Source organism: Nannocystis punicea (assembly GCF_026965555.1).
GTDB lineage: Bacteria > Myxococcota_A > Polyangia > Nannocystales > Nannocystaceae > Nannocystis > Nannocystis punicea.
The window spans coordinates 1,952,312-1,977,377 of record NZ_CP114040.1; the positions used below are offsets into that span (position 1 = coordinate 1,952,312).

The following is a 25,066-nucleotide window of genomic DNA, read 5'->3' on the forward strand; positions in this document are numbered from 1 at the left end:
CGATCAATCGCCGAGGTGGTGGAACATCAGGCGGTAGAAGTATTCGGGGATGTCGAACGACTGGCAGACGCCGCCCTGGCCGTCGGACACCTCGTCGTGGTGCTTGCGGGCGACTGTGACGCCGACGCGGTAGGTCGCGTCGCCGATCGCCGCCGAGCGCGTGGGGAACACCAGGGCCACGTCGTCGCCGTGGGTGACCTCGACGGCGATCGGCTCGTCCATGTCGTCGCAGGTGATCGCCGTCGGGCACAGGCCCTCCTGCGGGACGAGGCTCAGCGGGGCGAAGAAGTCGTCGCTGCCCGGGGGCGCCAGCGCCTCGGCCTTGAGAGCGCCGAGCAACAGGGTGCCGTCGGGGGCGGGCCGGCGCAGGGTGAACCAGTCGCTGGTGCCGAACGACATCTGCACGCGGTAGTCGAGCACCAGCGGATCGCCGACCGCGAATTGAGTCAGCGGCTCGTCGAGCAGCAGGTCGATCTCCACTACCTGCTCGCCGCAGCCGAGCTCGACCTTCGCGCCCTCGGGCAGCACCTCGATCGCGGTCACCTGGCAATCGCCGGCGAAGCCCTCGCTGTCGCCGGCCAGCGCGGGCGTGAAGGTGAACCCCGCCAATTCCTCGGTCGGGTCCGCCGGCTCGACGCACTCCGGCGGGCCGTCGTCCGGGCCGCTGTCGCTGTCGCCGGCCGAGGCGGCGGTGGTGCCGGAGTCGGGCCCGGTGCCGTCGGTGGTGCCGTCAGAGTCGGTGTATTGCCCGAGATCTCCCTTCGGCGCGAGGCAGCCGAATGCGAGCAGGGCGGGGAGGATGACGAGGATGCGGGGGAGGGTCTGCATGGTAGTGTTATTTTTCGAGGGGGTCGTAAGTTCTATGGATGATGGGGGGCTGCGTTACGAGCCGGGCGCGAGGACGATCCGCGCCGCGAAGTTGTGCTGCGAGAGATCGGCGAGGTCGCACCCGGGCAATTCGCGGTAGTTGAGGAGGGCAGTGCCGACGTTCAGCTCGTAGCGCGCAGGGGCGCCGAAGAGCGTCCGGGACGGCGGGAGCACCGTGGTCGCGCCGCCCTCGTGGCTGAACTCGACGGCGATCTTCTCGCGCGGGGACTCGCAGGTGGGCGTGATGGGGCACGCGCCCGCGCCGGCGGTCATGGTCCAGGGGGCGAAGAAGTCGGGGGCGCCCGCCGGCGCGAGGGTGACCGCCCGGACGCCGGCGAGCAGGAGCGTGGCCTCGCTGTCGGGCCGCCGCAGGGTGAACCACGTCTCGTAGCGGTCGCCGAGCGAGCGGTAGTCGAACGCGACCTCGTCGCCGACGGCGAACAGCGGCGAGAGCTGGGCGTCGCCGAGAGCGATCCGCACGCCCTGCCCGGCACAGTCGAGGATGAGGTGCGCCGGATCGAGCTGCATGTCGGCGACCGCGCACGCGGCGGCGAAGTCGTCCGCGCCGATGTCCGGGTCGAACACGACGAGGTGCCAGGCGGCGCTCAGATCGGTCTGCTCGTCGCACGCCGCTTCGCTCGCCGGCTCCGGCTCGTCTTGCCCGCCGCTCGAGGTGGGCGCGCCGCTGGTGGTGGTCCCCGCGCTCTCGGTGCTGTCCGCGAGGTCGGTGTCGGTATAGAGGCCGAGGTCGCCGCGAGGCGGGGCGCAGGCCAGGACAGCGGTCGATAGGAGGATGGGGACGGCGAAACGATCGCGCGCGTGGACGGGGTCGATAGTCATGCGCCGGGTGGTTTCCCGGCCGGGTCGACTTCCGTGAGGCGGGTCGCGAAAATTCTCGCTGGGCCGGGCCCGGCGGCGCGCTAGTCTCCCGCCCGTGGGACCCCTCGTCCTCGCGCTCGTCGCCGCGCTGCCTGCGCAGGAGGTCGACGTGCAATGGCGCGGCGATCCGCGCTGCGCTCAAGATGGCTTTCAGGACAGCCTCGCGCGCTACCTCGCCGGCGCCGGCGAGTCGCGGCCGGTCCGGGTGACCGTCGACGTGCGCCGCGACGCCGACGGCCGCTGGTCGGCGACGCTCGAGCTCGAGGCCGCGGAGGGCCGCAGCAAGCGGACCCTGCGCGGCCGCTCGTGCGCGGAGATCGGCGACGCGGCGGCGTTCGTGACCGCGGTGGTCGTCGATCCCGGCGTGCTCACGCGCCCGGCCGAGGGGGCGATCGTGCCGGCGCCGGACGCCGGTCCCAAAGAACCTGTCGAAACGGACATGTCCCCGGAGGCAGGCGCGGAGGACGTCGCCGCGCCCGCTCCGGACATGTCCTCGGGGACAGCCGAGCCCGGCGCGGCCGAGGTCGCGCCGGCCCCGGGCGACCCGCTGGCCGACGCGTCGCCGGATGTCCCTCAGGACATGACGAAAAAGACAGACGCACAGCCCGCGCGCAGGACCCCGCGGCCGCGCGGGTTCGTGCGGGTCACGGGCGGGCTCGAGGCGCTGGGGCTGCCGCGGGTGGGGCCGGCGGTCGGGCTCGCGGGCGGGGTGTTCGGCCGGCGCTGGCGGGTCGAGCTGACGGGGCTCTACCGCGGGCCCACCACCGAGTACACGCAGATCGACCCGCAGGCGGGCGCCCGGGTGCGGCTGTGGAACGTCGGCGCGCGCGGCTGCGGGGTGCCGCGCGCGGGGCAGGTCGAGTTCCCGCTGTGCGGCGGGCTGGAGGCCGGGCAGGCGATCGGCGAGGGGGTCGGGTTCGACGGCGGGCGGGTCGACCGGATCGCCTGGCTCGCGGTGGTGTTCGGCCCGGCGGTCGCGTGGGCGCCGCGGCCGTGGCTGGCGCTGTGGCTCGGCGCGGACGTCGGCGTGCCGCTCCTCGGCGGGACGTTCAGCGCGGTCGGGCTCGGGCGCATGTTCAGGATCGCGCCGGTGTCGTTGCGGGCCGCCATCGGCCTCGAATTTCGCTTCGGGCGCGGCGGTTGAGCTCACGGATCGCCGGCGAGCCGGGAAACCACAGCAGGCCCGACGTGAAGCCGACCGCCGCCCACGAACCCAGCCCTCGACCGGGAGCGACGCCGACGCTCGAGCAGGTCTATCGCGACCACGCGGACTTCGTGTGGCGACTGCTCCGCAACTTCGGGGTCGAGGGGGCCGGCCGCGACGACGCGTTCCACGAGGTGTTCCTGGTGGTGCACCGGCGCCTGGCCGACTACGACGGGCGGGCGAGCCTGCCGTCGTGGCTGTTCGGGATCACCCGCAACGTGGTGCTGCACCACCGCCGCAGCCACGCTCGCCACCTCCGCCGGCTGACGATCGCGCCCGAGCCGAGCTCCGGGCCCGCGCCGGACGAGGTGATCGCCGCGATGGAGGCGCGGGCCCTGATCGATCGCTTCCTCGCCACCCTGTCCGAGGAGCACCGCCTGGTGTTCATGCTCGCCGAACTCGAGGGCCTGCGGGTGCCCGAGATCGCCGAGCAGCTCGGCGTCAACCTCAACACCCTCTATTCCCGTCTCAACAGCGCGCGCAGGCGATTCGCCAGCTTCGTCGCCGGAGGTCGCGATGGATCCGCAGAGTCTGAATGAGCAGAAGTGTCGCGACATCGTCGCCGCCTACCGGCGCGAGCGCATGCCCGCCGACGAGCGCGCGGCCGCGTGGGCCCGCTTGCAGGGGGCGATCGACGCGGAGGACGGGGCCCCGCAGGTCCGGCCTTCCGGTCGAAGGCGCGACCTGGTGTGGGGCGTCGTGCTGGTGGCGGCGGCCGTGCTGCTGCTGATGGTCGGCGCGCGCGAGCGGCTGCTCCAGCGCGACGGCGACGACGCAGGCAGCCAGGCGGCCCACGAGGCGGCGACCACCGACGCGATCGCGCCGACCGCGAACGTGCGCGGGGGAGCTGCGACGACGCGCGAGGCCGTACCGCCGGTCGCGCCGGAGCCGACGCCGGTCGAGGCGGCGCCGGAGCAGCGGCCGCGGACGTCGGGGCCGCGCGCGGTAGATGTCCCGAAGGACATGCCGGCGCTGGACGCCGAGCTGGCGCTGCTGCGGGCCGCGCGCGCGGCCCTCGGTCGCAAGGACCCGGGCGCGGCGCTGACGTCGCTCGAACAGCACGCACGCGAGTTCCCGGGCGGCCACCTGGTCGAGGAGCGCATGCTGCTGACGGCGCAGGCGCAGTGCGAGCTCGGCCGGCGCGAGGCGGCCCGCGCGGCCGCGGCCGAACTCATGCGAGCATTTCCAGACTCGCCGCACGCGCGCACGGTCGCGGAGCTGTGCGCGGAGTGACGCGAGGAGTTTAATGCGGCTCGATTCGCTGCTCATGGGTCGGTCCGCGACACCGCGAGCGCGTGGCAGGCGTCGCATATCGTCTCCTCACGGTCGTCGACGAGCTGGTTGCGCCCCGGGCCGCCGCAGACGCTGCAGATCGTCGCGCTCCACTCCGCGATCTCGGTGAGGAACGCTTCGAACGCCTCGTCCTCCGGGTCGAGATCGAAGCGCAGCTCGGCCCACTTTTGATAGACCTGCTTGATCCGCAGACCCGGCGGAAGGCGGTCGTACACCAGGTCCACCAGGCCCAACCACCCGAGGTAGCCGCACTGCGACATCCAGCTGCGGGCTGCTTCTCTGTCCATGGTCACTGCCCGCCCGGTCGTCGACATCTCGGCCAGAGTATCCGCGCGGCGGCTTCGTGTCCGCTCGAATCGCGCGACGAAACAGCACGCGCCGCGGAGCGCGGCGCGTGCTGTTTCGATGGCAGGGCGATTCAGACGCCCTGGACCGACTGGGTGATGAGGCGCACCAGCAGCTTGTTGAGCAGCTCGACCTGATAATCGCCGATGGTGGGCTCGATGTGCTCGCCGCCGATGCCGCTGTGGCTGGTGAGGAACACGTAGGTGCCGCCGGTGGCGATGTCGACGAAGCGGAGGAAGAACTCGGTGTTCTTGTCGATGCCCGAGGAGGCGACGGGGATGATGCGCACGCCGGCGGCCGCGGCGTCGCTGACGCTCTCGTGGATCAGCGAGAGGTCCTGCGCGGCCTCGTGGGGCGGCGCGTCGAGGACCAGGAACGCCAGGCGCGACACCGCCGAGGGGCTCCAGTCGTGGTTGTGGATGGTCGAGTCGAGTGCCTCGCTGACGGCCTCGGGGAAGTCGCCGCCGCCGTCGTAGTTCTGCGCGGCGAGGTCGGCGAGCGCGGCGTCGATGTCCTCGGTGAACGGGAACTCGCGGACCAGGTACTCGTCGCCGTGGTCGCGGTAGAAGTTGACGCTGAGGCGGATCTTGAACGACTGGCCGATGTTGTCGCGGATCTCCGCGACCACGTCGGCGAGCTCGACCTGCAGGTACTCGAGCTCGTCGCCCATCGAGCCGGTGGTGTCGATCATGAACAGCAGGTCGAGGATCTTCTCCGGCGCCGCGGCGGCGTCGAGGTCGGCGATCGCCGGGTCGGCGGCGAACGGCTGGGCGTCGGAGATCGTGACCGAGGCGTCGCCCGAGCTGACCTGAATCGTGAACGGGCCCTGCCCCGGCTCGCCGAGGAGGCCGTTGAAGAGCTCGGCGCGGCCGCGGACGTCGGTGCGCGCGGTCCACAGCGTCTTCTGGTCGCCGGACAGCAGCACGACGTCGGCGTCGACCACCGGGGCCTGGTCGGCGAGCGCGACCACGGCGAAGCGCTGGCTGGTGTACATATTCCACAGGTCCTGCATCGACGACCACGTCTCGCCGCCGATCAGGCCGAGCCAGAAGTCCCAGTGGTCGAGGTCACGCCATTCGCCGGCCGTCAGCTGGCCGGGGTCGATCGGCTCCTCGCCGTCGGTGTCACTGTCACTCTCGCCCTCGCCGCCCGACTCGCCCGCGCCCGAATCGGCGCCGGTCGGATCGGCGCCGCTCGTGGGGCCGCCCGCAGTGTCGCCCCCGCTCGCCGATTCGCCGGCGCCCGGATCGCCCGGATCGCCGCTGCCGCCGCCCGGCTCGTCGCCGCTGTCGCCGTCGGTGCCGCCCGGATTGGGCGAGGACGCATTCGTGGCGCTGCCGCTATCATAATCGCTGCCCGAATCGTCGCCGCAGCCGACGGCCAGGGTCATGAGCGGAAGGGCGAGAAGAGCCAGGCGAAGGGGACTACAGGCGCGGGAAGTCATAGGTTCCCCGACCTCTTCAAGAGGCGTGCCATGGGCCGGATGGGCGGGGAAGGAGGCGAGTTCGCGAGCGGGCCCGCGCGGCCGCACGACACGCGTGTCATGGTCGCCTCGCCGATCATGCCCGGCGTGTGCGTCCGCAGACGCGTGGGGCCGGGTGAGGGACTCGTGCGAGGCGTTCGCGGGCACGGGTGCGGATAATCATCGTAGTCGGCATGCCTCATCGTCGGACCACTGCTGGCACGAGGCGCGCTCGATGCTCGGAGAGGTCGACGGTGAGGCAGCATCGATCCGTGGGGCCGCGCCCACGTGACCGCGCGGCGAGGCGCGAGGAGCACCGGGATAAGGGATGACAATGCGACGGCGATGCGCACGAACGTGGAGCCGACACCGGGCACATGAACCAGCTCGAGCGATCGCGAGGACGAGCGAGCTCTGTGATGGCAATGCGACGGCGATGCGGACGAAGGTGGAGCTCGACACCGGGCGCATGAACCAGCAGTCGCCGGCCCGGCGCTCGAGCGATCGCGGGGACGAGCGAGATCTGCGGGTGGGTCATGAACATCGGCCCTTCGCTCGCACGAAGTGCAGCGCGGGCGAGGTGTCGTCGACACGGTGGGACGGTCGTTCGCTCGCGGCGCTGCGGATCTGGCCGGCTCGCTGCAATGGGTCCGGGGCGCGGCGGTCAGTGTGCGCGAAAGCGAGCGGGCGACGCGCGGGCGCGGTTTTGTTAGCATCTCGGCCGCTCATGAGCGCCTCGAAGACCCCCGCCTCCGACCTGCAGACCCTCGATGCCGCCGCGGTGAAGGACCGGCTGCCCTCGTTCACGGCCGACGAGCTCGAGGCGCTGATCCGGCGGGCCAACAAGGAGTACTGGGATGACCAGGCGCCGACGCTGCCGGACCCGCTGTACGACCAGCTGGTCGAGCGGCTGAGGCGCGTGCGGCCCGACGCGGCGGTGCTCGAGGAGATGGGGCCGCAGGCGTCCGAGGCGCCGGTGATGGACGCGGAGGAGGCGCTGCAGCTGCCGCCGGAGCAGCGGTTCGGCGCTGCGGTCCGCCATCAGCGGCCGATGCTGTCGCTGGAGAAGTGCTACAGCGAGACCGACCTGCAGAGCTGGGCCGGCAAGTTCAGCGGCGAGCTCCTGGTGATGCCGAAGATGGACGGCGTGGCCTGCAGCCTGCGTTACGACAAGAAGGGCAAGCTGGTGATGGCGGCCACCCGCGGCTCAGGCACCGAGGGCGAGGACGTGACGATGAACGCGCTCGAGGTGAAGGACATCCCGCGCACTGTCGCCTCCGGCGGGGTCGAGCTCGAGATCCGCGGCGAGCTCTACATGAAGCTCAGCGACTTCGCCAAGTACAAGGGCGACTTCGCCAACCCGCGCAACCTGACGGCCGGTTCGATCAAGCAGAAGGAGCGCAAGAACACCCGCAACGCGCACCTGAGCTTCTTCGCGTACGACATCATCGGCCCCGAGTTCGACAGCGAGCGCGACAAGTTCGAGCTGCTGAAGAAGCTCGGGCTCGGCGGCATCGACCACGAGTTCGTCGACCGCGCCGGGCTGCAGGCCAGCTACGACCGCTGGGCCCGCAACCGGCCGGAGCTCGACTACGAGATCGACGGGGTGGTCTACCGCGCGGCGTCGGTCAAGGAGCAGCGGCGCCTCGGCCTCACCGGTCACCACCCGCGCTACGCGATCGCCTACAAGTTCCAGGGCGACTCGGGCGTGACCGACCTGCTCGACATCCTCTGGTCGGTCAGCCGCACCGGCGTGATCACGCCGGTGGCCCTGCTCGAGCCGGTCGAGCTCAGCGGCGCGCGGATCGGCCGCGCCAGCCTGCACAACCTCAACATCTTCGAGTCGCTCGGCCTGACCCACAACTGCCGCGTCGAGGTGACCCGCCGCGGCGGCGTGATCCCCAACGTCGAGCGCGTGGTCGAGTCGGGCCCGGCCTCGCGCCCGTTCGAGCTGCCGACGCAGTGCCCGGCCTGCGGCGGCCCGATCGAGCGCCGCAAGAAGCGCGACGGCGAGAACCTGTGGTGCGCCGAGCCGAAGAAGTGCGTGCAGGCCCGCCTCGGCGAGCTCGAGCACTTCGCGAAGGTGGTCGACCTGCAGGGCTTCGGCCCGAAGGTGATCGGCGCGGCGGTCGACGCCGAGCTGCTCAGCACGCCGGCCGACTACTACCGCCTGCGCGTGGTCGACCTGCAGGAGCTCGAGCGCCTGGGCGAGAAGAGCGCGCAGAACCTCGTCGACCAGATCGAGTCGCACCGCGAGCTGCCGCTGGCGGTGTTCCTGCAAGCGCTGGGCATCGAGCACCTCGGCAGGCAGAACGCGTTGCTGCTGGCCGGCGAGTTCCGCACGCTCGAGCGGATCCGCGAGCTCGGGCGCGACGATCTCACGGCGGTCCGCGGGATCAAGGACGCGATCGCCGACGCCATCGTGAACGGCCTCAAGGCCCGCGCCGAGCTGATCGACGCGCTGCTCGAGTTCGTGACGGTGCTGCCCGGCGAGGCGGCGCCAGCCCCGGTCGAGGGCGCGGCCCTGTCCGGCAAGAGCTTCGTGTTCACTGGCACGCTCGAGGCGTTCACCCGCGAGGTCGCTCAGGCCCGCGTGCAAGCCCTCGGCGGCGAGAACCCCTCCGGCGTGACGAAGACGCTGACCTACCTGGTGGTCGGCGCCGGCCGCGGCGCCAAGTCGAGCAAGCAGAAGAAGGCCGAGGAGCTGATCGCCGCCGGCGCTCCGCTCAAGATCCTCAGCGAGGAGGAGTTCCTCGCGCTGGTCGGCTCGCTCGAGTAGGCCTGGTGGACATGTTCGAAGAGGCATGTCTTCGGGGGCATGCCCCAGAGGACATGTCCTGAGGAGCAGGACGGATGCCGGCCTGCCGGGTCCCTGTCGCTATCCGGCGTCACCGGCAGACGTCCGCGGTGGCGGGGTGAGCGGCGGCGGAGCCGTCGCGCGGCTGGGAGGCACGTTGCAGTCCGGGCGGGTGCGCGAGTCCGGCGAGCTCACCTGCAAGGCTGCTCGCGGCCGGGCAGGCCGTTGCACCGGGCGGGGGCCGCGCGCGGGTCGCTCGGCCGCGCAGGCGGGCTCGAGTAGAATCTCGCGGATGAGCGAGGACGCGGGCGACAAGGAGCGGCGGATCGTCGAGGCGCGGCGCAAGCTGATGGAGCGGTGGGAGCAGCGGATGCGCGACACGCCGGCGCTGTCGGACGCGCGCCCGCAGGGCTCGGGCCCGCCGAACCGGCACGGGATGCCGAAGCTGCCGGTCGGCCAGACGGTGACGAAGAAGTGGCCGGTGCTCGACCTCGGTCGTAAGCCGATCGTGCCGAAGGAGAAGTGGCAGCTCATCATCGACGGGGCGGTCGAGCAGCCGGTCACGCTCGACTGGGCAGCCTTCATGGCCCTGCCGCAGACCGAGGACACCAGCGACTTCCACTGCGTGACGTCGTGGTCGAAGATGGACATGAAGTGGGTCGGCGTGCGCTTCGCCGACCTGATGGCGCTGGTGCGCCCGACCGCGGCCGCGGTCCATGTGATGTGCCACGGCTACGACGGCTACACGACCAACGTGGCGCTCGAGGAGGCGCTCAAGCCCGACGTGCTGCTGGCCCACACGGTCGACGGCCACGACCTGCCCATCGAACACGGCGGGCCGGTCCGCATGATCACGCCGCAGCTTTACGCGTGGAAGGGCTCGAAGTGGATCAGCCGCATCGAGCTGCTGACGCGGGAGAAGCTCGGGTTCTGGGAGATGAACGGGTATTCGAGTACTGCCCACCCCTGGCGGGATGACCGCTACGGGCGGGTCAGAGGGCTTTGACGGGGTTTTGGCGTGATAGCCGCATCACCCCGCTGCGGCGGGTTTTGGGCGCCTGTGTCAGATTTGTGCCAACCGCGGTAATCCCGCGCCGCGCCTTGACCAGCGCCTGCGTCGCTCGTTCCATGCTGTCCCCGGTGTCGTGGAGGTAGGCCTCGACGGTCGTCGCAAGCTGGCGGTGACCGAGCATCTTCTGCACGGCCACCGCATCCGCGCCGCCCTTCAGGGCCGAGGTCGCGCAGGTGTGGCGCAGCACGTGGGGACCCTTCTGCGGCAGGCCGACAGCGGCCTGCGCACGCGCCAGTCGGTCGCGCACGCCTCCGCGCGTCAGGCGGCCGCCAAAGCGGCCTTCGAGGAGTGGAGCGGTGGGTGGCCGACCCTCCACGAACGGGCGCAGGGCGTCGACCAGGCGCTCTGTGAGGCCGACGGTCCGGGCCTCGCCGTTCTTCGGCGGGGTGATTTCCCCGTCGTCGTTGAGGGCCCGCTCGACCCTGAGCGTGCGCGCCTCGAGGTTGACGTCGCGGACCTCCAAGCCGATGAGCTCGCCGACCCGCAGGGCCGCCTCGCCGCACACGAGCACGGTGGCTCGGTGCGCCGGGCTCAGCTTGGTCGCGGCGACGAGGAGCGCCTCGAACGTGGGATCGTCGTAGGCCTTCGGCATGGCGATCTTGCGCTCCTTGACCTTCTCCAGCTTCTCGGGCTGGGTGGGCCGGAGGCGGAGCACCCGGCAGCGCGCCAGCATGGTGGCGAACATGCTGATCGTCGTGTTGATCGTGGTCGTCCCGTAGCCCTTGGCCTTCATGTCCGAACGGACACGGCTCGCCTCGAGCTCGCCGGCCTCGGCGACCTCGAAATCGCTCTTGACGTGCGCGCTCAGAAGCGTACGTAGGAGGCCGGTCTGCTGGCGAAACTGGCGTTGTTGGAGAAACTCGAACTGCAACGGGCCAGTTTTGGTGAACTCCTCCGCGGTTTTCGAAGCGTAGCGGAGTGGGCGCGTGAAGTGCAGGCCGAACTGGGTTGCGCCCGGACAACGACTAGACGGTGATCACCCTGGGAAGCTTTCGAGGCCGAATGGGATGCCCAGACGCGGCGGTGCCTCCAGGACCTCGGGCTCGGACCCGGACCCTAGCCGGCGGTGCTGGAAGGTTTTTGCGGAAGCGGGGCGCGAGGGTTATCCCTCGCGGAGCCGGCTCGGCACTCGCCTCCCGTCACCCAATGGTCAGCATGATCGAGAGCGTCCGTAGGCGCCTCAGGAAGGACCCGGTCAACACGCGATTTCAGTCGCTGGCGCCGAGCGGATGCGCGGACGAGCTTGGTAAGGCCGATGATCCACAGGACGCCCAGAGCCTTCGTCCACCAGTTTGGGTAGAAGATGAACACGAGGAACGCGAGGTTGACGACGTGATGAACCAGGCGGTTGTATCTTCCGAACCACCGGGTCATGAAGTCCTCATAGTCATCGAGCCCGCTCAAACGAGAGACAGGCGCACGCACTTCCTCCGTCGAGGAGGTCTCTTTACTCGCTTCAGTAGCCAGCATGCGCCGATGTCGCTGGGCGAGCCGCTTGCGGGCAAGCCGCTCCACGAGCCCCCCCCACAGTTGATGGTATAGGTGGAAGCCCAGCGCGGTCTGCCACCAGGCCACGTTAAAATACAGCGTGAGCGGAAAGATGAAGGCGAAGAAAGGGAGCCAGAAGATGAGCGCGATGGGTGTCAGCAGTGCCCGCGCCCAGAATTGGTCAGTCGGCAACCACCCCCAAGGCTGGGGGGGGAGCGGCGTATAAACCCTGAGTGCAGACATGGGCGCGTCTCGGCTAATTCTGCGCCTTCTTGCATTTGTCATGTACGATGGCCCCGGTCTGCGTCCCCAGCCCACCGCCCAGACCGATACAGGCGCCGGTGCCGAGACCTGCCGTTGCCAATTCGCAGCCAGCGAACGCGCCGGCGGCGATTGCCAGGCCGCTGATTCCGGCCGCGAGAGCGCAAAGGAGCCCTCGTGTCTCCGCCAGGGCCTTGATGACGACGTCGTGGTCCCAGACCTGATAGATGCTTGCGACCAGGAGATGCGCATCCTCATCGGTGAGAGCGCCGAACGCGGTGCTCTCCGTGATGACTTTGCCGTCTACAAATTTCTGCTCGGCGAGCACGCGCTGGTTGAGAGTCAGTCGCGCCACGCCGGTACCCTCCTCGCCCATGCGCATGGTAATTGTCACGTGACCGAGCGCGATGTGATAGTCGACCTGCATGTGGATTCCGTGCGCGGTCTCGACGAGAGCATCGACATGATGAAGGTCGATCGACAATTCGAGGTTATTCAACACGGTCTCTAAGTCAGTCTCGGCGACATCGTTCGCCATGGCCGCTCTGTCCGAGAACTCTTCCGGCGTAGCGGGCGCGGGACGGGCAGCGGGCGCCGCAAGGAGCGAAACGGCCATGAAGAGTTCGGTGAGCATATCCCGCCCATGGCAAATGCTAAGCCGATCACAAGCGGACGGCCACAGATTCCCGGCGGCGATGTCGGCGCGGAACAGTTCTGCCAACCGGGCGGGGGAGAATCACAGCCTCCGCCTGCTTGTGGGATGAGCGGGGACGGCCGGGCGCCGACGCGGCGCCTCGACCTCCACGCCTCGCTACCGCGCGCGCTCGGCGATCGCCACGCGCCAACCCCGATCTCGTCGCCGTCAACTTGCCCCCTGAGCAGCGTGTGGGGCCGCCGCCCCTGATCGAGGCGGTCGCGCGCGGCGCGCGGCGTTTGACCGCGACGCGTCCACGAAGGACCGTAACTGTACGACGAACCACGCCATGACGGACGGGCGCGTCCGGACTATACGCCTTCGTCGCGCAGATGCAGTCCTGCGACCCCGACCGCCTGATCTTCCTCGACGAGTCAGTGGGATTGCCCCGAAAAAGTGGACACCTTGCTTATGCCGCTTGAGTCTGCGCCTGCTCGGCGTAGAAGCTCTCCTCGTAGGTGATCGGGGTCGAGTAGCCGATCAACGAGTGGCGACGCTGGCGATTATAGAACACTTCGATCCACTCCGAGATGGTGGTCTTCGCGCTCTCTCGGGTGAGGAAGATCGTGCGGTGGACGAGCTCGGTCTTCAGCGTGCTGTTGAAGCTCTCGGCGACCGCGTTGTCCCAGCAGTTGCCCCTGCGGCTCATGCTGCAGGTGATGCCTGTCTGGCGCAGGGCCTCGCGGTAGTCCGCTGCGGCGTACTGGGAGCCGCGATCGGAGTGGAAGACGAGCCCTTCGTCGGACGGCTCAGGGTGCCCCAGAGCGGCCCTCAGCGCGCCGAGGACCAGCTCCGTGCGCATGTGGTCGGCCATCGACCAGCCGACCACGCGGCGCGAGAACAGGTCGATGATCACCGCGAGGTAGAGCCAGCCCTCGAGGGTCCACACGTACGTGATGTCGGCGACCCACGCCTTGTCGGGCTTGCTGGCGGTGAAGTTGCGCCCCAGGATATTATCGGCCACGGGGAGTCTGTGGTTCGAGTCGGTCGTCCTCGCGAATTTCGGCCTCCGACGGCCCTGGATTCCCTTCTCGCGCATGATCCGGGCTACTCGCTTGCGGCTGATCTTGCGGCCACGTCCGCGAGTTCATCGACAACCATCTGGCATCGAAGCTGCGCCCCGGCGATGTCGTGGTGATGGACAACCTCGGAGTCCATCATGCGACAGGCGTCCGCGAGCGTATCGAGGCGCGCGGCGCTACAGTCGTCTACCAGCCGCCGTACTCGCCCGACCTCAACCCCATCGAGCTCGCCTGGTCGAAGATCAAGGCCGCACTCCGCGGCCTCGGTGCCCGAACCGTCCCGCTCCTCAAGGCCGCGATTTCGCCGTCGCGGGACTCGTCACCCCAGCCGATGCAGCCGGATGGTTCAAGCACTGCGGCGTCAGCACGCCTCAAGTCGCATGAAACGTGCTGTGAGGCTGTCGACCGTGAGGTCGATGTGTCTGTCCCAAAAGACATTCACGTGACGATCCGTGCTCGCGTGACGCGGGGCGGGTGAGCTATCGGCAAGCGACGAACTGGGCTCCCGCATTGGGCGCCGCTCGAGCAGCGCGGCCAGGCACTCGCAGCACATCACCGCACCTGCGGCATACGGTCCGCACGAAGCCGAGCTCGAAGTCCCCGCACCCCGCGAAGCTCTCGAGCTCGGCCTTCACGAAGTTCGGCAGCGACCGCACCGGCACCCCTCCGCTGGCGCACTGCGGCACTGGCGACCGCCTTCGCCGAGTGACGGCCCATCGGGAGGCAGAAGCGCCCCGTACCCGCGGAGTGTCCTCGTCCGTGCGCAAGGCGGCTGCTAAGCTGCGCGGCCGCCATGCAGGAGCACCTCCCGTGCAGTCCGCCGCCGCCCGTCTCGACGCGCCCCGCCGCGCTGTGGATGCTGCTTGCGGTGTTCCTGTTCGCGCTGATGGACGGCGGCATGAAGTGGCTGGCCGCCGACTACCCGCCGCTGCAGATCGCGGCGCTGCGCGGCGCCAGCGCGCTGCCCCTGGTGTTCGTGTGGATCGTCGTGGGCGGCCGCGGGCGCAGTCTGCTCCGCGTGCACTGGCGACTGCACCTGGTCCGCGGGGCGCTCGGCATCGGGATGATGTGCGGCTTCGTCTACGGCCTGGCACGGATGCCGATGTCGACCGCCTACGCCATCGCGTTCGTCGCGCCGCTGATGGTCACCGCGCTCGCGGTGCCGCTGCTCGGCGAGCGCGTCGGCCCGCGCCGATGGACGGCCATCGCGCTCGGTCTGGCCGGGGTACTGGTGGTGCTGCGACCGACCGGTGAGGGCGTCGCCACGCTCGCCGGGCTGGCGCTGGTCGGAGCGGCCCTGTGCTACGCGCTCGCCGCGATCACCGTGCGCGTGCTGGCGCAACGCGACAGCACCGAAGCGCTGGTGTTCTGGTTCCTGGTGCTGCTCACGCTCGGCGCCGGACTCCTCGCCCTGCCCGGCTGGCGGCCGCTGCAGGCCGGCGACCTCGTCGCGCTGGTGGTGATCGGAATCGCCGGCGCCGGTGGCCAGGTCGCGCTGACGCATGCCTTCCGGCTCGGCGAGGCCTCGCAGATCGCGCCGCTCGAATACAGCGGCCTGGTCTGGGTGGTGCTGCTCGACCTCAGCGTGTGGCAGGTGCTGCCCGACGCCATGACCTGGCTCGGCGCGGCGATCATCGTCGCCAGCGGCCTCTACCTGCTTCGCCGCGAGCGCGCGGTCTCGGCCGCGACGCCGGCGGCCGAAGCCGCCGGCGACCGCACCTCATGACGCCGGCAGCAGGGCGGCATCGAGCTCCGCTGCGCGGGCGAAGGCCGGATGCGCGGTCAGCAGCTCGCCCTGGTCGCGCGCTTCCTCGACGACGGCCGCCTGCCGCTCGACAACAACGTGAGCTCGGCGGGGGACGGCGAGCTGCTGGCTGGGGACCCGGGCGTCGCGCGTGTACGCTGGCCGACTTGGCCTGCCGCGCAGCCAAATCCTGCGCGGTGATCACGACGGGGTCTACTGGACATATGCGTTCGAACTGCTGCCCCCACCGGTCCGTTTAAGTGGTCGCTCCCCGCACCAGGCGGCGGAGATCAAACGCGGGCGCAACTGGCCGTCGATCGAGCGCGCCGACGGCCGCCGCATCATCCACGTCACCGCCGACATCCGCGAGGGCGCGACGACCCGGGTCTGGAGTGCGGGCCGCGCGGACCCGTGCCGCGCCGGCGTCAGGGACGCAGGCTCGCCGAGGCGCGCGGCGCTGTCCAATGAAAGCTACGGACGCCCGGGCCGACAGGACCGCAGGTCGGCCGGCCTCGATCGAACGCCAACGGTCGAGCGGAAGCGGGACGATCGAGAATTTCGAGGCCGGCGCAATTGAATCTCCGTCTGCAGCGATTTAGCCGTGGAGCGCCCCGCCGCGCTCGACCCAACAACCATCACGAAACGAATTTACCAAATCTGCATCACCCCCGGCAGCGCCTGTCACCACAACGCCGTCGTGGGCTTTCGGACCAGCACCGGGGATCTCAAGTTGACGCGGTACGACACCACCAGCATCGCCACGACCGGGATCGAGCGACCCGTGAGCAATACGGCGGGTGCCATCTCGAGCACCAGCCCGATCGCGATGACCAGCCTCCCCCCGCCCACGGCGATGGATCCCGCGTACTACGTCGTATCGGCCTTCCAAGACGGGGGAGGCGATCTGATGCTCATCGTCTGGTCGACCCTGACCCTGGCTCGGCTGGGTGACAACGTGCTCAGCGGGTTCCCTGGCGCCGCGATCAGCGAAGTCGCAGTCACCCAGGTGTCGTTTGATACCGGCGACCCCGACTCCTTCGACCGGGTCGTCACCGCTGTTCGCACCGCGGAGGGGAGCCTGCAGCTCACATCGTGGGACATCGTCGACCTCCCCGGAACCAGCGACGTGGAGGTCGTCGAGCTGGACACGATCGCGTTCGGCAACGCCTCCCAGATCGACATCGACTCGATCGGCAGCACCATCGATCAGTCGGTCGTGGTCGCGTTTCGCAACAACAGCGGGAACCTGCAGCTCAAGACGCTCGCCATCGACGCCGCCGGAGACTTCACGGAACTGGACGACTACACCAGCGGCCCGGCCGGCCGCGTGAAGATCCGCGAGTGGGGCGACGGAGCGGTGACCGCCATCCGCGATGAGGACGACGACCTGCTCGTCACCCGCTGGGACATCGACGGCGCCGGCAATATCTCGTGGTAGGGCAACAGCGGCAGTCAGGCTGGTTTCGCTCAGGAGATCTCCCTGTCCAAGTTCGGCGAAATCTACACCGCCGTCCGCACGTCCTCCGGAGACATGATGGTCATCGAGTGGAGCGTCACCACCGGCAGCCCCACGCGCATCAACGACAGCGGCGGCGACGGCGACGGCCTCACATCCGGCGCCGACATCTTCGTCACCGGCAACTTCGGCGGGGTCGGGGGCCACTCCTTGACGGTGGGCCGCCTGGCCGACGGCGGCCTCCAGGGCCGCCTTTGGACGCACTAACCTGCTGCGCGGGCGCGAAGGGCCTCCACGAGCCCTGACGCCCGCGGCCAGCCCATGCATGGCGGCGACGACATGGGGCCGCCGACAACCGTGCCCGGACTATCCCGGCGGGGCATGATCGGCGGTAAGCGTCCGATATACCCCGTCGTGACACGGTCGTAGGCTGCGGGCTACAAGCCGTACATGCTCAGTGAGCGTGAGCCGCGAACGCACGAAGGTTCAGGCGCAGCAATTTTCGATGCGTTCCGCCGCGAGCTCGGCGTCTCGACAAACGCTCGACTGCCAGCACGTCCCCATCGCCACGGGCATGCCGTCGATCTCGCAGAGACACATCGCCTGGTCGCACACCAGGCGCCGGTTTAGCGCCTCGAGGCACTCCTGGGAGAACGCGCAGCCGTCGACCGGCACGTCTCCGCCGAAATCCTGGGAGATTTCGCAACTGTCGTCCCCGCAGATCGCCGCCTTCGTAAAGTCTTTCCAACACGGCGACACGCCGGACTCAAGCGACTCGCAAGTATCGAACTCGAAGCACTCCACGGTCAGTTTCCACTCCTGGAAGCACGTCGCGTTGGCCTCGGCCGGCGTGCATGGACAGCCATCGAAGGCGCCGCCAAGCCCGCAGGCGATCAACCGGTCGCAGAACGCCTGGCACAGCGACTCACCGTCATCCGTCGTCGCCGACGCGCTACTGTCGACCGTCGTGGGCTCGAACCCGAACGAGTAGGAGATTGTTGGCGAGGTGGTGCCAAATGGTGGCTGTTCGTCCCTGCGCCGATGTAGCGACGCTGGCCCCAGGCGGAGCGCCCGGAGCAAGCTCCTGAGGTGAATGCGATGAGCGCTACCCGGTGCTGGCACAGGTTTGAGTCTGTGTCAGCGACCGGGAGTCGGAGAGAGTCGAAGGGACAAAATCTGAGCAGACCGTGAAATGTGCAAGTCCGCGCGCGGTTTCGAGAATCGAGGGCTGCGCTGGTGTTGGCGCGGGATTTGCCCCATCTCTGGGGTAAGAAGCTCGGGTTCTGGGAGATGAACGGGTATTCGAGTACTGCGCACCCCTGGCGGGATGACCGCTACGGGCGGGTCAGAGGGCTTTGACGGCGGGGGCGTGATTGTCGCACACCCCGCTGCGACGGGTTTTCGCTATTTAGAAGAGCAAGTGATTGATCCTCGGCCTGCCCGAAGCTCTGGAGCCTCGGGCAGGCCACGCCTCTTCGTCGTCCGCGCAACCTACGAAAAGATCCGTTCAAACACGCCGGCTTCCACGCAGCGGTGAGCGAACACCTGCCCGGTCTGGGCCGGACCTCGTCGACACCCCGCTCTCATGTCGGCACGAGTGTATTCGCCCTGCTGGATGCCGTTCGTTCATTCGTAGTCGACGGGAGGCGCGCCAAGCGCCCCTTTCGACCGTCGCGCTGTGGGCGCCTCGCCGATATCAGTCTCCCGTCGGGTCCGGCGTCGAGAGATGACGAGATGTGGATATCGCCAATTTCCGGCCGCTCGCTAGACAGCGCGATGAAACGCCTCACCATCATGAGGCAGCCCAATGAAAGGATGAGCATGAAGAAAGCAGAACTGTTCTTTGTCGCGATCTCGGCCGTGGCTCCTCTGTCGCTCTCCTCCCACGCTTCGGGCGCATCGTTCCGGAATGAATCAAGTGTAGCGAGCGGCGATGGCGAGGTGCTTCAGCCGCGCGACTGGACCCCTTACATTTCGGAGGATACAGACCCGGCGGAGGTGGAGTGTCCCGAAGGCAGCGCGGTGAACGGTGTGCGGTGCCACGAACGATTCTGTGACGATATCAGCCTCTGGTGCGCTCCCACCGGCGGGTCGTTCTCAGATACACGCTGGACGCCACATTTTTCCGAGGAAGAGCGGCAAGGTTTCTGTCCAGCGGGCCATTGGATGACGGGGATCTCGTGCGAGGGGGGGTATTGCGATGCCATCGCCCTCCGCTGTGGGTACAACCCCGCCGCGCAACCCCAAGATTGTCACTGGACGGGTTGGGTCTCGGAGGAAAATGGCGGAGAGCTGCGTTTCGCCGCGGGTTATTTCGCGCAGGCCGCAGAATGCGAAGGGTCGAATTGCGACAATAAGCGCTTTTATGTTTGCAGGATGTGACGAGATCTGTCCGCTGGCCGAGAGCCATGATACAAGACTCGCAGCCGTAAGGGCGCCGGTCGTCGCCTGGCGGGCAGGCGCAGCCGTGAGCGCCGACAGGGCAGAAATCACCGCTCGGGAGGTCCGGGCATTCAAGCCTGCGAGTTGGTCCGAGATTCTTGAGCCAGGCATTGGCAGGGGCATCTGTACGGTACCTCTTCGGCTTCTAAAGTCCGTATCATCGGTCCTCCGCATCGCCTTCGTCCAAGAAGAGCGATCGGCGGGGCTTCAGGGGGATGAACGCATGTGTAAATGGTTTTCGTTGGTGGCTCTGGTCGCCGTGTCGCTGTTCTCGGCCGTGGCTTTCGGTGGGGACTACGTCGGTCAGTATCACGGCGAGGAGAACTGGACGGGCTGCAATCAACCCTACTCGAACTTTCGCGGAGCAGACTTCGGAGAGGCGGTCCTCGACGGGTGCATCCTCCACGACAGCAACTTCTACGGGGCAGACTTCCACCATGCGTCCCTCAGAGGCGTGGACGCGAGCCGGTCATCCTTCTATGGGGCGGACTTCCAGCACACCAAGTTCAGCCCTCTACCAGAGACGGGACAGCGCGCCAACCTCTCGAACAGTGAATTCTACGGGACCGACCTGCGCCACGTGGACTTCGCCGGAGCGAACCTCAGCGGCGCGGTGTTCACCGGCGCCGACCTGAGCAACGCGAACCTAGGTGGCGCGAATCTGGACGGCGCCGCGTTCAACCGTGCGGATCTGCGGCACGCGAACCTGTGTGGCACGAGTCGGAACGGGACCACCTTCAACTCCCCGATTCTGGGAGACACTCAGTGCGCCCCGCAGTGATCCCTGTCATTCCGCGCTCGGTGAACGGGAGCAGCGGCGGGCGGCTGGCTCGGCGGTCCCATCGTTCGGCGGGTCGGTCTGCGGGCCAGTTCGCGCTCGCAGACCTCCGCCTCCCGGAAGACCGTCCGTGTGGCGACGAAACCGAAGGTAACGGTGACGCCTGGCGCGAGCTGGGAGCCCTCCTCCGCAGCCACGACGAGGCCTTCGCGTACCTGTTCGGACGTCCGGGGGACACCCCGTCGCCCACGAGTGCCGCCGGGGACCGATACGTCGCACCCCGAAGTCGCCCTGGTGCCGCGGTGAGCGAGCGTCTGCAACCGAGCCGGACGGCCGACTCCCCGAAGCGCTCCATCTGTTGACTCGGAGTGGTCGATCCCGATGATGGGACGGTGCCTCGGAGCGGTCGTGCGAGGGCACACCGCCTACTTCGGCGTGCCCACGAACAGCCATGCGATCGGGGCGTTTCGCCTCGTTGTCGGACGGATCTGGAAGCGGGCGTTGGAGCGACGGAGCGAACGGACACGCGTCCTCTGGGATCGCACGTCCCGCCTCATCGAATGATGCTACCTCTCGCGCGAATCACTCATCCCTATCCCGCAGTGCGCTTCAGCGCCAGAACCCAGGGCAGGAGCCGGATGCGGTAGTTCCGCACGTCCGGATCTGTACGGGGGGCCCGGGGCGACCCGGGCTCCTACCGTGCTAGTCCTCACTCCGCCTGCCTGTGGATGAGATCAGAAATCCCAGATGACCGGTACCCAGCGGAAGGCTTCACCTTCAATAGCCACGCGGCCGACGGAGGGGAACGGCAAGTGCGACGCCACCAGCAGGCCGCCCGTCCTGGCAAGTTCGCGGAACAAGCCGATGCGCACGCGCGCCGACTCCTCCGGGTCGTGCTCGAATCCGTTGTGCCAGTCCGGGTGGTCGAACGCGACCAGGAACATGGCGTCGCCGGCGAAGGTCAGGCGCTCGCCGTCCGACGCCAGGTCTACCACGCTGTGGCCAGGGGTGTGGCCGCCGGTGAGGCGAACCACCACGCCTGGCGCCACCTCGTAGCTGTCCTGGAAAATGCGCAGGCGGTCGCGGTACTCTTCCAGAAAGCGCGTGGCGGTAGTGCGTAGCACGTTCGGCACCGGCGTAGGCATGGACGTTTGGGAGAAGTCCGGCGTGCCCCAGAACTCCACCTCGGCGGCAGCCACGTGGATGCGCACATCGGGATTGAGGCGCTGCTTCACATCGTCCACCAGCAGACCGCCCACGTGGTCCATGTGCATGTGGGTGATGATGATGTCGGTGACGGCCGCCAGGTCGATGCCGGCCGCCTTCAGGCGCTGGGGGAATTGGCCGGCGCGGGGAAAGCCAGCGTACTGGCCGCCCAGGCCCGCGTCGACCAGGATGATCTGCTCGCCGCTGCGCGCCACCATCACGTTCAGCGGCCAGTCGAACGCGTCCTGCGGCATGTACATGCGGTCCAGCCAGGCCGACAGGTCGGCCGGATCAACGTTGGTGGCCATGGTCGCGGTGGGCAGCGGCAGCACGCCGTCGCTGACGACCAGCACGTCGATCTCGCCGACCTGCAGCGCGTAGCGGGACGGAACCAGTTCGTTGAACTGCTGGCTACCCTGGTGCGCGGTGTTATCTACTGCAAACATGATGAAACCTCCATGAAACGGCCCGCCTGGGCGGGCCATGCCAGTCGGGCGACTGGCAGCAATTGGCTGGTCTTCATCGTAGACAGGGAGCGTACTGTGCGGTAGGCACGCCGAGGGGATCACTGTGGTGCCTGATTTGCACCAAAGGATAAGTGCGGGCCTTCAGTCTCGCTCGTCGATCCTCCGGCGTCGGTCTCCGAGGCCGTGGCGGGACCCCGACCGTAGGCCTGTTGCCCGCGGCGTTGGGCCTCGACTTCGATCGAGCTGGCCGTTGTCGGATCGCGGCGGCGCACGAGGCCGAGCTCGACCAGCGCCGTTCGAGTAGCTGATGCCAGTCGACGACCAGGTGCTGCGGTTGCTCGGGGTGCACCCGCGGATCCACGCCGGCGCCTTGATGTAGCCGCCAATGCCGCCCCCAAATGCTTCCCTCGAAGGCCGCGTACGGCCGGCGAGCCCATCCGGGCCGCGAGACTGCAGGCGAGCCGGTGGCAGGGCGCGTCGCTCGAGCCTTGTCCGCGCCTGCGACTGTACGAATGCTCGCATCGCCGCGCCAGGGACTCGGGCAGTGGGGAACGTAGGGCGGCGAATAGGTCGTAGCGAGTGCCCTGACCCACCGCGAGGACCTTGTGTTTGCCGGTCTGCGATGTAAGCGAGCTTCGGGGGCGCGTTCTCGATAGGGTACCGGCTGCTCCGGCGTGCAGTGGAGCGTCGCCGCGCCGGGCGGCGGAAGATTGGACGTGGCAGCCGGGATACCAGCGCCGGTATCGCCATGGCGACGTGTTCACCTGCGCTGCACTGCGAGCACGCCGAACCAAGGCTGCAGGACGCGAATGACGTCGTGCATCTGGTGGTCGAGCAGGTATCTCAACAGTTCTGTCGGTGGCGGCCAGTTGCTACGGTAAGGATTTCCGCAAGGGCCCGCGTAGAGGCCACCACCGGGGCCGGCGTGGAGACCGCCGCCTGGGCCCGTGTAGAGGCCACCGCCCGGACCTGCGTAGAGGCCACCACCGGGACCGGCATAGAGACCACCGCCCGGACCGGTGGAGAGGCCGCCACCCGGCCCTGTATAGATGCCGCCACCCGAGCCTGCATAGAGGCCGCCACCCGGACCGGCGTATGCCCCGCCGCCAGGACCCGTGTGGAGGCCACCGCCCGGGCCGATGTAGAGGCCTCCGCCGGCGCCGGTATATTGATCTCGCGGCCAAGAATTCATTGAGTTTTGAGGCACAGCGAAATGTTTACACCGAAAGCCGTGGAAGGTCCAGAGGAGAAAGGCGGTCCGGGATCAGAGCGCCTGGGAACGCGCTGGGCGACGCGGAGTGAGGCCCTGGCGATCCTCCCCCCGATTCATAGCGAAGGCGACTGTAGCGAGCGTGAGTCCCTGTCCGCGGAGCCACCCGTTCGCGCGGCCCCAGGTGCGGCCGCCGAGCTCGGCCATCGATCCATCCTTGCTGGTCGGCCACCGCCCGTGCTTGGCAATGAACACGCAGGCCGCAGCGTAGATCACGTCGACACTCCATTCGAATTCCGCGCTGGTGTGTTCGCGCCACGCCGCCATCCCGAGCAGGCCGCGAAACGTGAGCCCGCGTCCGCGGAGCCACTTCTGGGCGGCTCCCCAGGTGCTATTCTGTAGACCTTCGGTGCTTTTTCGGTCGGGGAAGGCGCGGTGGGTGTCGTAGTATGCGCGTAGAGCGACGCGAATCAGTTCCACCGACCGGGCCGGACGGGGCGGCGGCGGCGGCGATGGGTCTGCTGAAGGGTTCGCCGTCGAATGTCTCGCATACGCTCGCCCGTACCTCCGCCGAGCTGTTGCGCATCGATCACACGTGCAGCCGTGGTGGCGGGACCCGGACAGCGTGCCGTGGGGAACGCTGCGCATGAAGGCGGCGGTGCAAGGCTCGCAATGGCACCCGCCGCGGCGGTACATATCGACGGTTCCATGAATGCCGAGCTCATGTGGACTCTTCGACATCGGTGCACCTCTCGCGCGTTTTCGAGGTCAGCGGGAAGGCTTCGGGCTCTTGAGCGAAAGTCGACCGTCGCGATGGTCCTGCTTGACCTGATCCTCGAAGGGGGTCGCTGCGAGGCAGAGTTTCCGGGCCTTCGCCGCCGCTTCCATGCGGATGTACTGAGCGGCGAGGATTCGGCCGGTGGCGGTGAGGCGCATATAACGGTAGATCGACTTCGAAGACCTGTTGCGTTTGAACGGGCCGCCTACCGGCCGCACGAGGCCGGCGGCGACGCTGGCGAGCACGCCATCGTTGAGATACATGTCTTGGGGGGCCTCGCCGAGGTCCTCTTCGTGCCGCTCCGTTGGCGGCGCAGGGGCCTGAAGGTCCGGCTCACCCCGCTCTCCGGTCGGCGTGTGGTGTGCAGAGCCGAAGACCTCGACACACAGTGGTTCACCGGCGCAACCCTCGACCAGGAAGAGGCGGCGGATGACGCTCGCAGCGTGAATCGGGACGTCGAGGTCCCGAGCGATGCAGTGAATGACTGTTGCTTCGATCTCCTGGCAGACGATACGTGCTTTCAAAGAACGTGATGACATCGTTGATCTCGTCCATGCCCAACAAACGGGCGAACATCCTACCGCCCTGCGGACGTCTTGTTCCGAACGGGCGCGGTCACTCCCGAACGACGCGATCCCGCGCGCCGCGTAGCTATGCTCCGTCGAGTTCTGGCGGTCTATGGGCGCGAGACTTCAGCGGCCTGCGCGTGGTCTCGTGGCGGCGGCCGGAGCCCGGTGCCTCCGGCCCGCCTTGGAGCGGCCGGCGCCGTGGCAGGCGGGCCTCTTCCCAGCATGGGCCGTCGGCGGATGGTCGTCCCGGCGCGGTCGAAGGCGCCGCTCCTGGCGAGATCGAGGACACCAGCGAGCGCGACGGGCTCGTTCGCGACCGAATATCGAGATCCCTCGTCTCGTCGATCAAGGTAGTGATGTAGAGGTCGATTGCGTCCAAGAAGTTCATGTCGCTTCTGCCTCCGACGCTGGCGGGCTATAGCCGGAACGTGCCCCCATGCCTGGTCGGTCTGTCAAGCGGCTCTTGCGCTCCTGATAGTGGCGGCAGTGTACCGCTGGAGCGTCTCGGATAGTCGGACCATCTTTTGTTTAGCAGCGGCCACGCGGCCGCCCAAACAAAATCTTCGCAGGTGCCCGTCGCGTCGGCTCACGGCGCGTTATCGCCGCGCGAGATGCACTCCCGCGAATGCCGCATTGCTGGGCGCTCGTCAATCGACGAACTGACAATGACTGCCGCGAGCGCGGCTGCCACTTCACGAAATCGGTCGCACTGGCGGCGCGTCGCCCGCTGCGGGCTATTGCGCACTCCCTCAGGCGTCGGACGCGCCAACCTGTATCGTCGAGTCACACTATCGCACAAGACTCGCTCGCGCGACAAAGCCCCGCTCGACCTGACGCGTCCGCACAATGCGCGAGAGGAACTCGTCACACCACAGGTCAGGATCGCTGGTACATTCGGTTCGAGGTCGCCGCTTGGCTGACAATGGCCGAGCCGCCGGTCGGGGGCGCTCGCCTTCACGCGGTGTTTTCATCACGGGGTCCGCCCTTCACGACATTCCGGCCTTCCGTACGGCGACCGGACTGAACAGTCGG

20 protein-coding genes and 2 pseudogenes are annotated in these 25,066 nt (G+C 68.5%); 11 read left to right on the forward strand and 11 right to left on the reverse strand.

What is annotated here, in order from left to right; translation table 11 throughout:
- Positions 1-3: 3 nt before the first annotated feature.
- A complete protein-coding gene (locus O0S08_RS07605) occupies positions 4-828 on the reverse strand; it encodes a hypothetical protein (RefSeq protein WP_269038358.1) in 825 nt (274 codons plus the stop codon).
- A 54-nt stretch (positions 829-882) separates the two neighbouring features.
- Entirely contained in the window at positions 883-1,707 is an 825-nt protein-coding gene (locus tag O0S08_RS07610; RefSeq protein WP_269038359.1) for a hypothetical protein, read from the reverse strand.
- Between the two features lie 94 nt (positions 1,708-1,801).
- Between O0S08_RS07610 and O0S08_RS07615 the strand changes: the two genes are divergently transcribed.
- From O0S08_RS07615 to O0S08_RS07625, 3 genes are read left to right on the forward strand one after another with little or no spacing between them, the layout of a single operon-like run.
- On the forward strand, positions 1,802-2,890 hold the full coding sequence (locus O0S08_RS07615; protein WP_269038360.1) for a hypothetical protein: 1,089 nt from the start codon (positions 1,802-1,804) through the stop codon (positions 2,888-2,890).
- Between the two features lie 44 nt (positions 2,891-2,934).
- Positions 2,935-3,489 (forward strand): RNA polymerase sigma factor, encoded by a 555-nt coding sequence (locus tag O0S08_RS07620; protein WP_269038361.1) that lies wholly within the window; start codon positions 2,935-2,937, stop codon positions 3,487-3,489.
- Positions 3,467-4,183, forward strand: a complete 717-nt coding sequence (locus O0S08_RS07625; protein ID WP_269038362.1) for a tetratricopeptide repeat protein — start codon at positions 3,467-3,469, stop codon at positions 4,181-4,183. Before O0S08_RS07620 ends, O0S08_RS07625 begins: the two co-directional genes overlap by 23 nt.
- Positions 4,184-4,215: 32 nt before the next feature.
- Here O0S08_RS07625 and O0S08_RS07630 read toward each other — a convergent pair whose 3' ends face one another.
- Both O0S08_RS07630 and O0S08_RS07635 read right to left on the reverse strand, forming a co-directional pair.
- Entirely contained in the window at positions 4,216-4,557 is a 342-nt protein-coding gene (locus O0S08_RS07630) for a hypothetical protein (protein WP_269038363.1), read from the reverse strand.
- Between the two features lie 104 nt (positions 4,558-4,661).
- On the reverse strand, positions 4,662-5,978 hold the full coding sequence (locus tag O0S08_RS07635; RefSeq protein WP_269038364.1) for a VWA domain-containing protein: 1,317 nt from the start codon (positions 5,976-5,978) through the stop codon (positions 4,662-4,664).
- A gap of 799 nt (positions 5,979-6,777) precedes the next feature.
- On the opposite strand from O0S08_RS07635, the gene ligA reads away from it, so the two are divergent.
- Both ligA and O0S08_RS07645 read left to right on the forward strand, forming a co-directional pair.
- A complete protein-coding gene (ligA, locus tag O0S08_RS07640) occupies positions 6,778-8,829 on the forward strand; it encodes an NAD-dependent DNA ligase LigA (RefSeq protein ID WP_269038365.1) in 2,052 nt (683 codons plus the stop codon).
- 310 nt (positions 8,830-9,139) lie between these two features.
- Positions 9,140-9,853, forward strand: coding sequence for a molybdopterin-dependent oxidoreductase (locus O0S08_RS07645; protein WP_269038366.1), 714 nt, complete (start codon positions 9,140-9,142; stop codon positions 9,851-9,853).
- Here the strand turns inward: O0S08_RS07645 and O0S08_RS07650 are convergent.
- From O0S08_RS07650 to O0S08_RS07665, 4 genes and pseudogenes are all read right to left on the reverse strand, one after another.
- Complete coding sequence (locus O0S08_RS07650; RefSeq protein WP_269038367.1) at positions 9,840-10,790, reverse strand: tyrosine-type recombinase/integrase; 951 nt, start codon at positions 10,788-10,790, stop codon at positions 9,840-9,842. The genes O0S08_RS07645 and O0S08_RS07650 overlap by 14 nt on opposite strands.
- A 185-nt stretch (positions 10,791-10,975) precedes the next feature.
- Complete coding sequence (locus O0S08_RS07655) at positions 10,976-11,599, reverse strand: hypothetical protein (RefSeq protein ID WP_269038368.1); 624 nt, start codon at positions 11,597-11,599, stop codon at positions 10,976-10,978.
- A 64-nt stretch (positions 11,600-11,663) separates the two neighbouring features.
- A complete protein-coding gene (locus O0S08_RS07660; RefSeq protein ID WP_269038369.1) occupies positions 11,664-12,302 on the reverse strand; it encodes a hypothetical protein in 639 nt (212 codons plus the stop codon).
- Between the two features lie 469 nt (positions 12,303-12,771).
- Positions 12,772-13,446 (reverse strand): annotated as a pseudogene (locus tag O0S08_RS07665) (IS3 family transposase); the annotation flags it as partial.
- Positions 13,447-13,475: 29 nt separating this feature from the next.
- Between O0S08_RS07665 and O0S08_RS07670 the strand changes: the two are divergent.
- The 4 genes and pseudogenes from O0S08_RS07670 to O0S08_RS07685 all read left to right on the forward strand — a co-directional run.
- Positions 13,476-13,664, forward strand: a pseudogene (locus tag O0S08_RS07670) (transposase); the annotation flags it as partial.
- A 513-nt stretch (positions 13,665-14,177) separates the two neighbouring features.
- On the forward strand, positions 14,178-15,110 hold the full coding sequence (locus tag O0S08_RS07675; RefSeq protein WP_269038370.1) for a DMT family transporter: 933 nt from the start codon (positions 14,178-14,180) through the stop codon (positions 15,108-15,110).
- Between the two features lie 619 nt (positions 15,111-15,729).
- Complete coding sequence (locus O0S08_RS07680; RefSeq protein WP_269038371.1) at positions 15,730-16,566, forward strand: hypothetical protein; 837 nt, start codon at positions 15,730-15,732, stop codon at positions 16,564-16,566.
- Between the two features lie 93 nt (positions 16,567-16,659).
- Positions 16,660-16,851: a hypothetical protein gene (locus O0S08_RS07685; protein WP_269038372.1), complete on the forward strand. Its 192-nt coding sequence runs from the start codon at positions 16,660-16,662 to the stop codon at positions 16,849-16,851.
- Positions 16,852-17,070: 219 nt separating this feature from the next.
- Here the strand turns inward: O0S08_RS07685 and O0S08_RS07690 are convergent, their stop codons facing one another.
- Positions 17,071-17,664, reverse strand: a complete 594-nt coding sequence (locus tag O0S08_RS07690) for a hypothetical protein (protein WP_269038373.1) — start codon at positions 17,662-17,664, stop codon at positions 17,071-17,073.
- 696 nt (positions 17,665-18,360) lie between these two features.
- Between O0S08_RS07690 and O0S08_RS07695 the strand changes: the two genes are divergently transcribed.
- Positions 18,361-18,966, forward strand: coding sequence for a hypothetical protein (locus tag O0S08_RS07695; RefSeq protein WP_269038374.1), 606 nt, complete (start codon positions 18,361-18,363; stop codon positions 18,964-18,966).
- Positions 18,967-19,285: 319 nt separating this feature from the next.
- The gene (locus O0S08_RS07700; protein ID WP_269038375.1) at positions 19,286-19,807 is read left to right on the forward strand and encodes a pentapeptide repeat-containing protein; all 522 of its coding nucleotides are present in this window, start codon (positions 19,286-19,288) and stop codon (positions 19,805-19,807) included.
- 731 nt (positions 19,808-20,538) lie between these two features.
- Here the strand turns inward: O0S08_RS07700 and O0S08_RS07705 are convergent.
- Together O0S08_RS07705 and O0S08_RS07710 are read right to left on the reverse strand one after the other, a co-directional pair.
- A complete protein-coding gene (locus O0S08_RS07705; RefSeq protein ID WP_269038376.1) occupies positions 20,539-21,456 on the reverse strand; it encodes an MBL fold metallo-hydrolase in 918 nt (305 codons plus the stop codon).
- Between the two features lie 1,999 nt (positions 21,457-23,455).
- The gene (locus tag O0S08_RS07710) at positions 23,456-24,004 is read right to left on the reverse strand and encodes a hypothetical protein (protein WP_269038377.1); all 549 of its coding nucleotides are present in this window, start codon (positions 24,002-24,004) and stop codon (positions 23,456-23,458) included.
- Positions 24,005-25,066 lie beyond the last annotated feature (1,062 nt).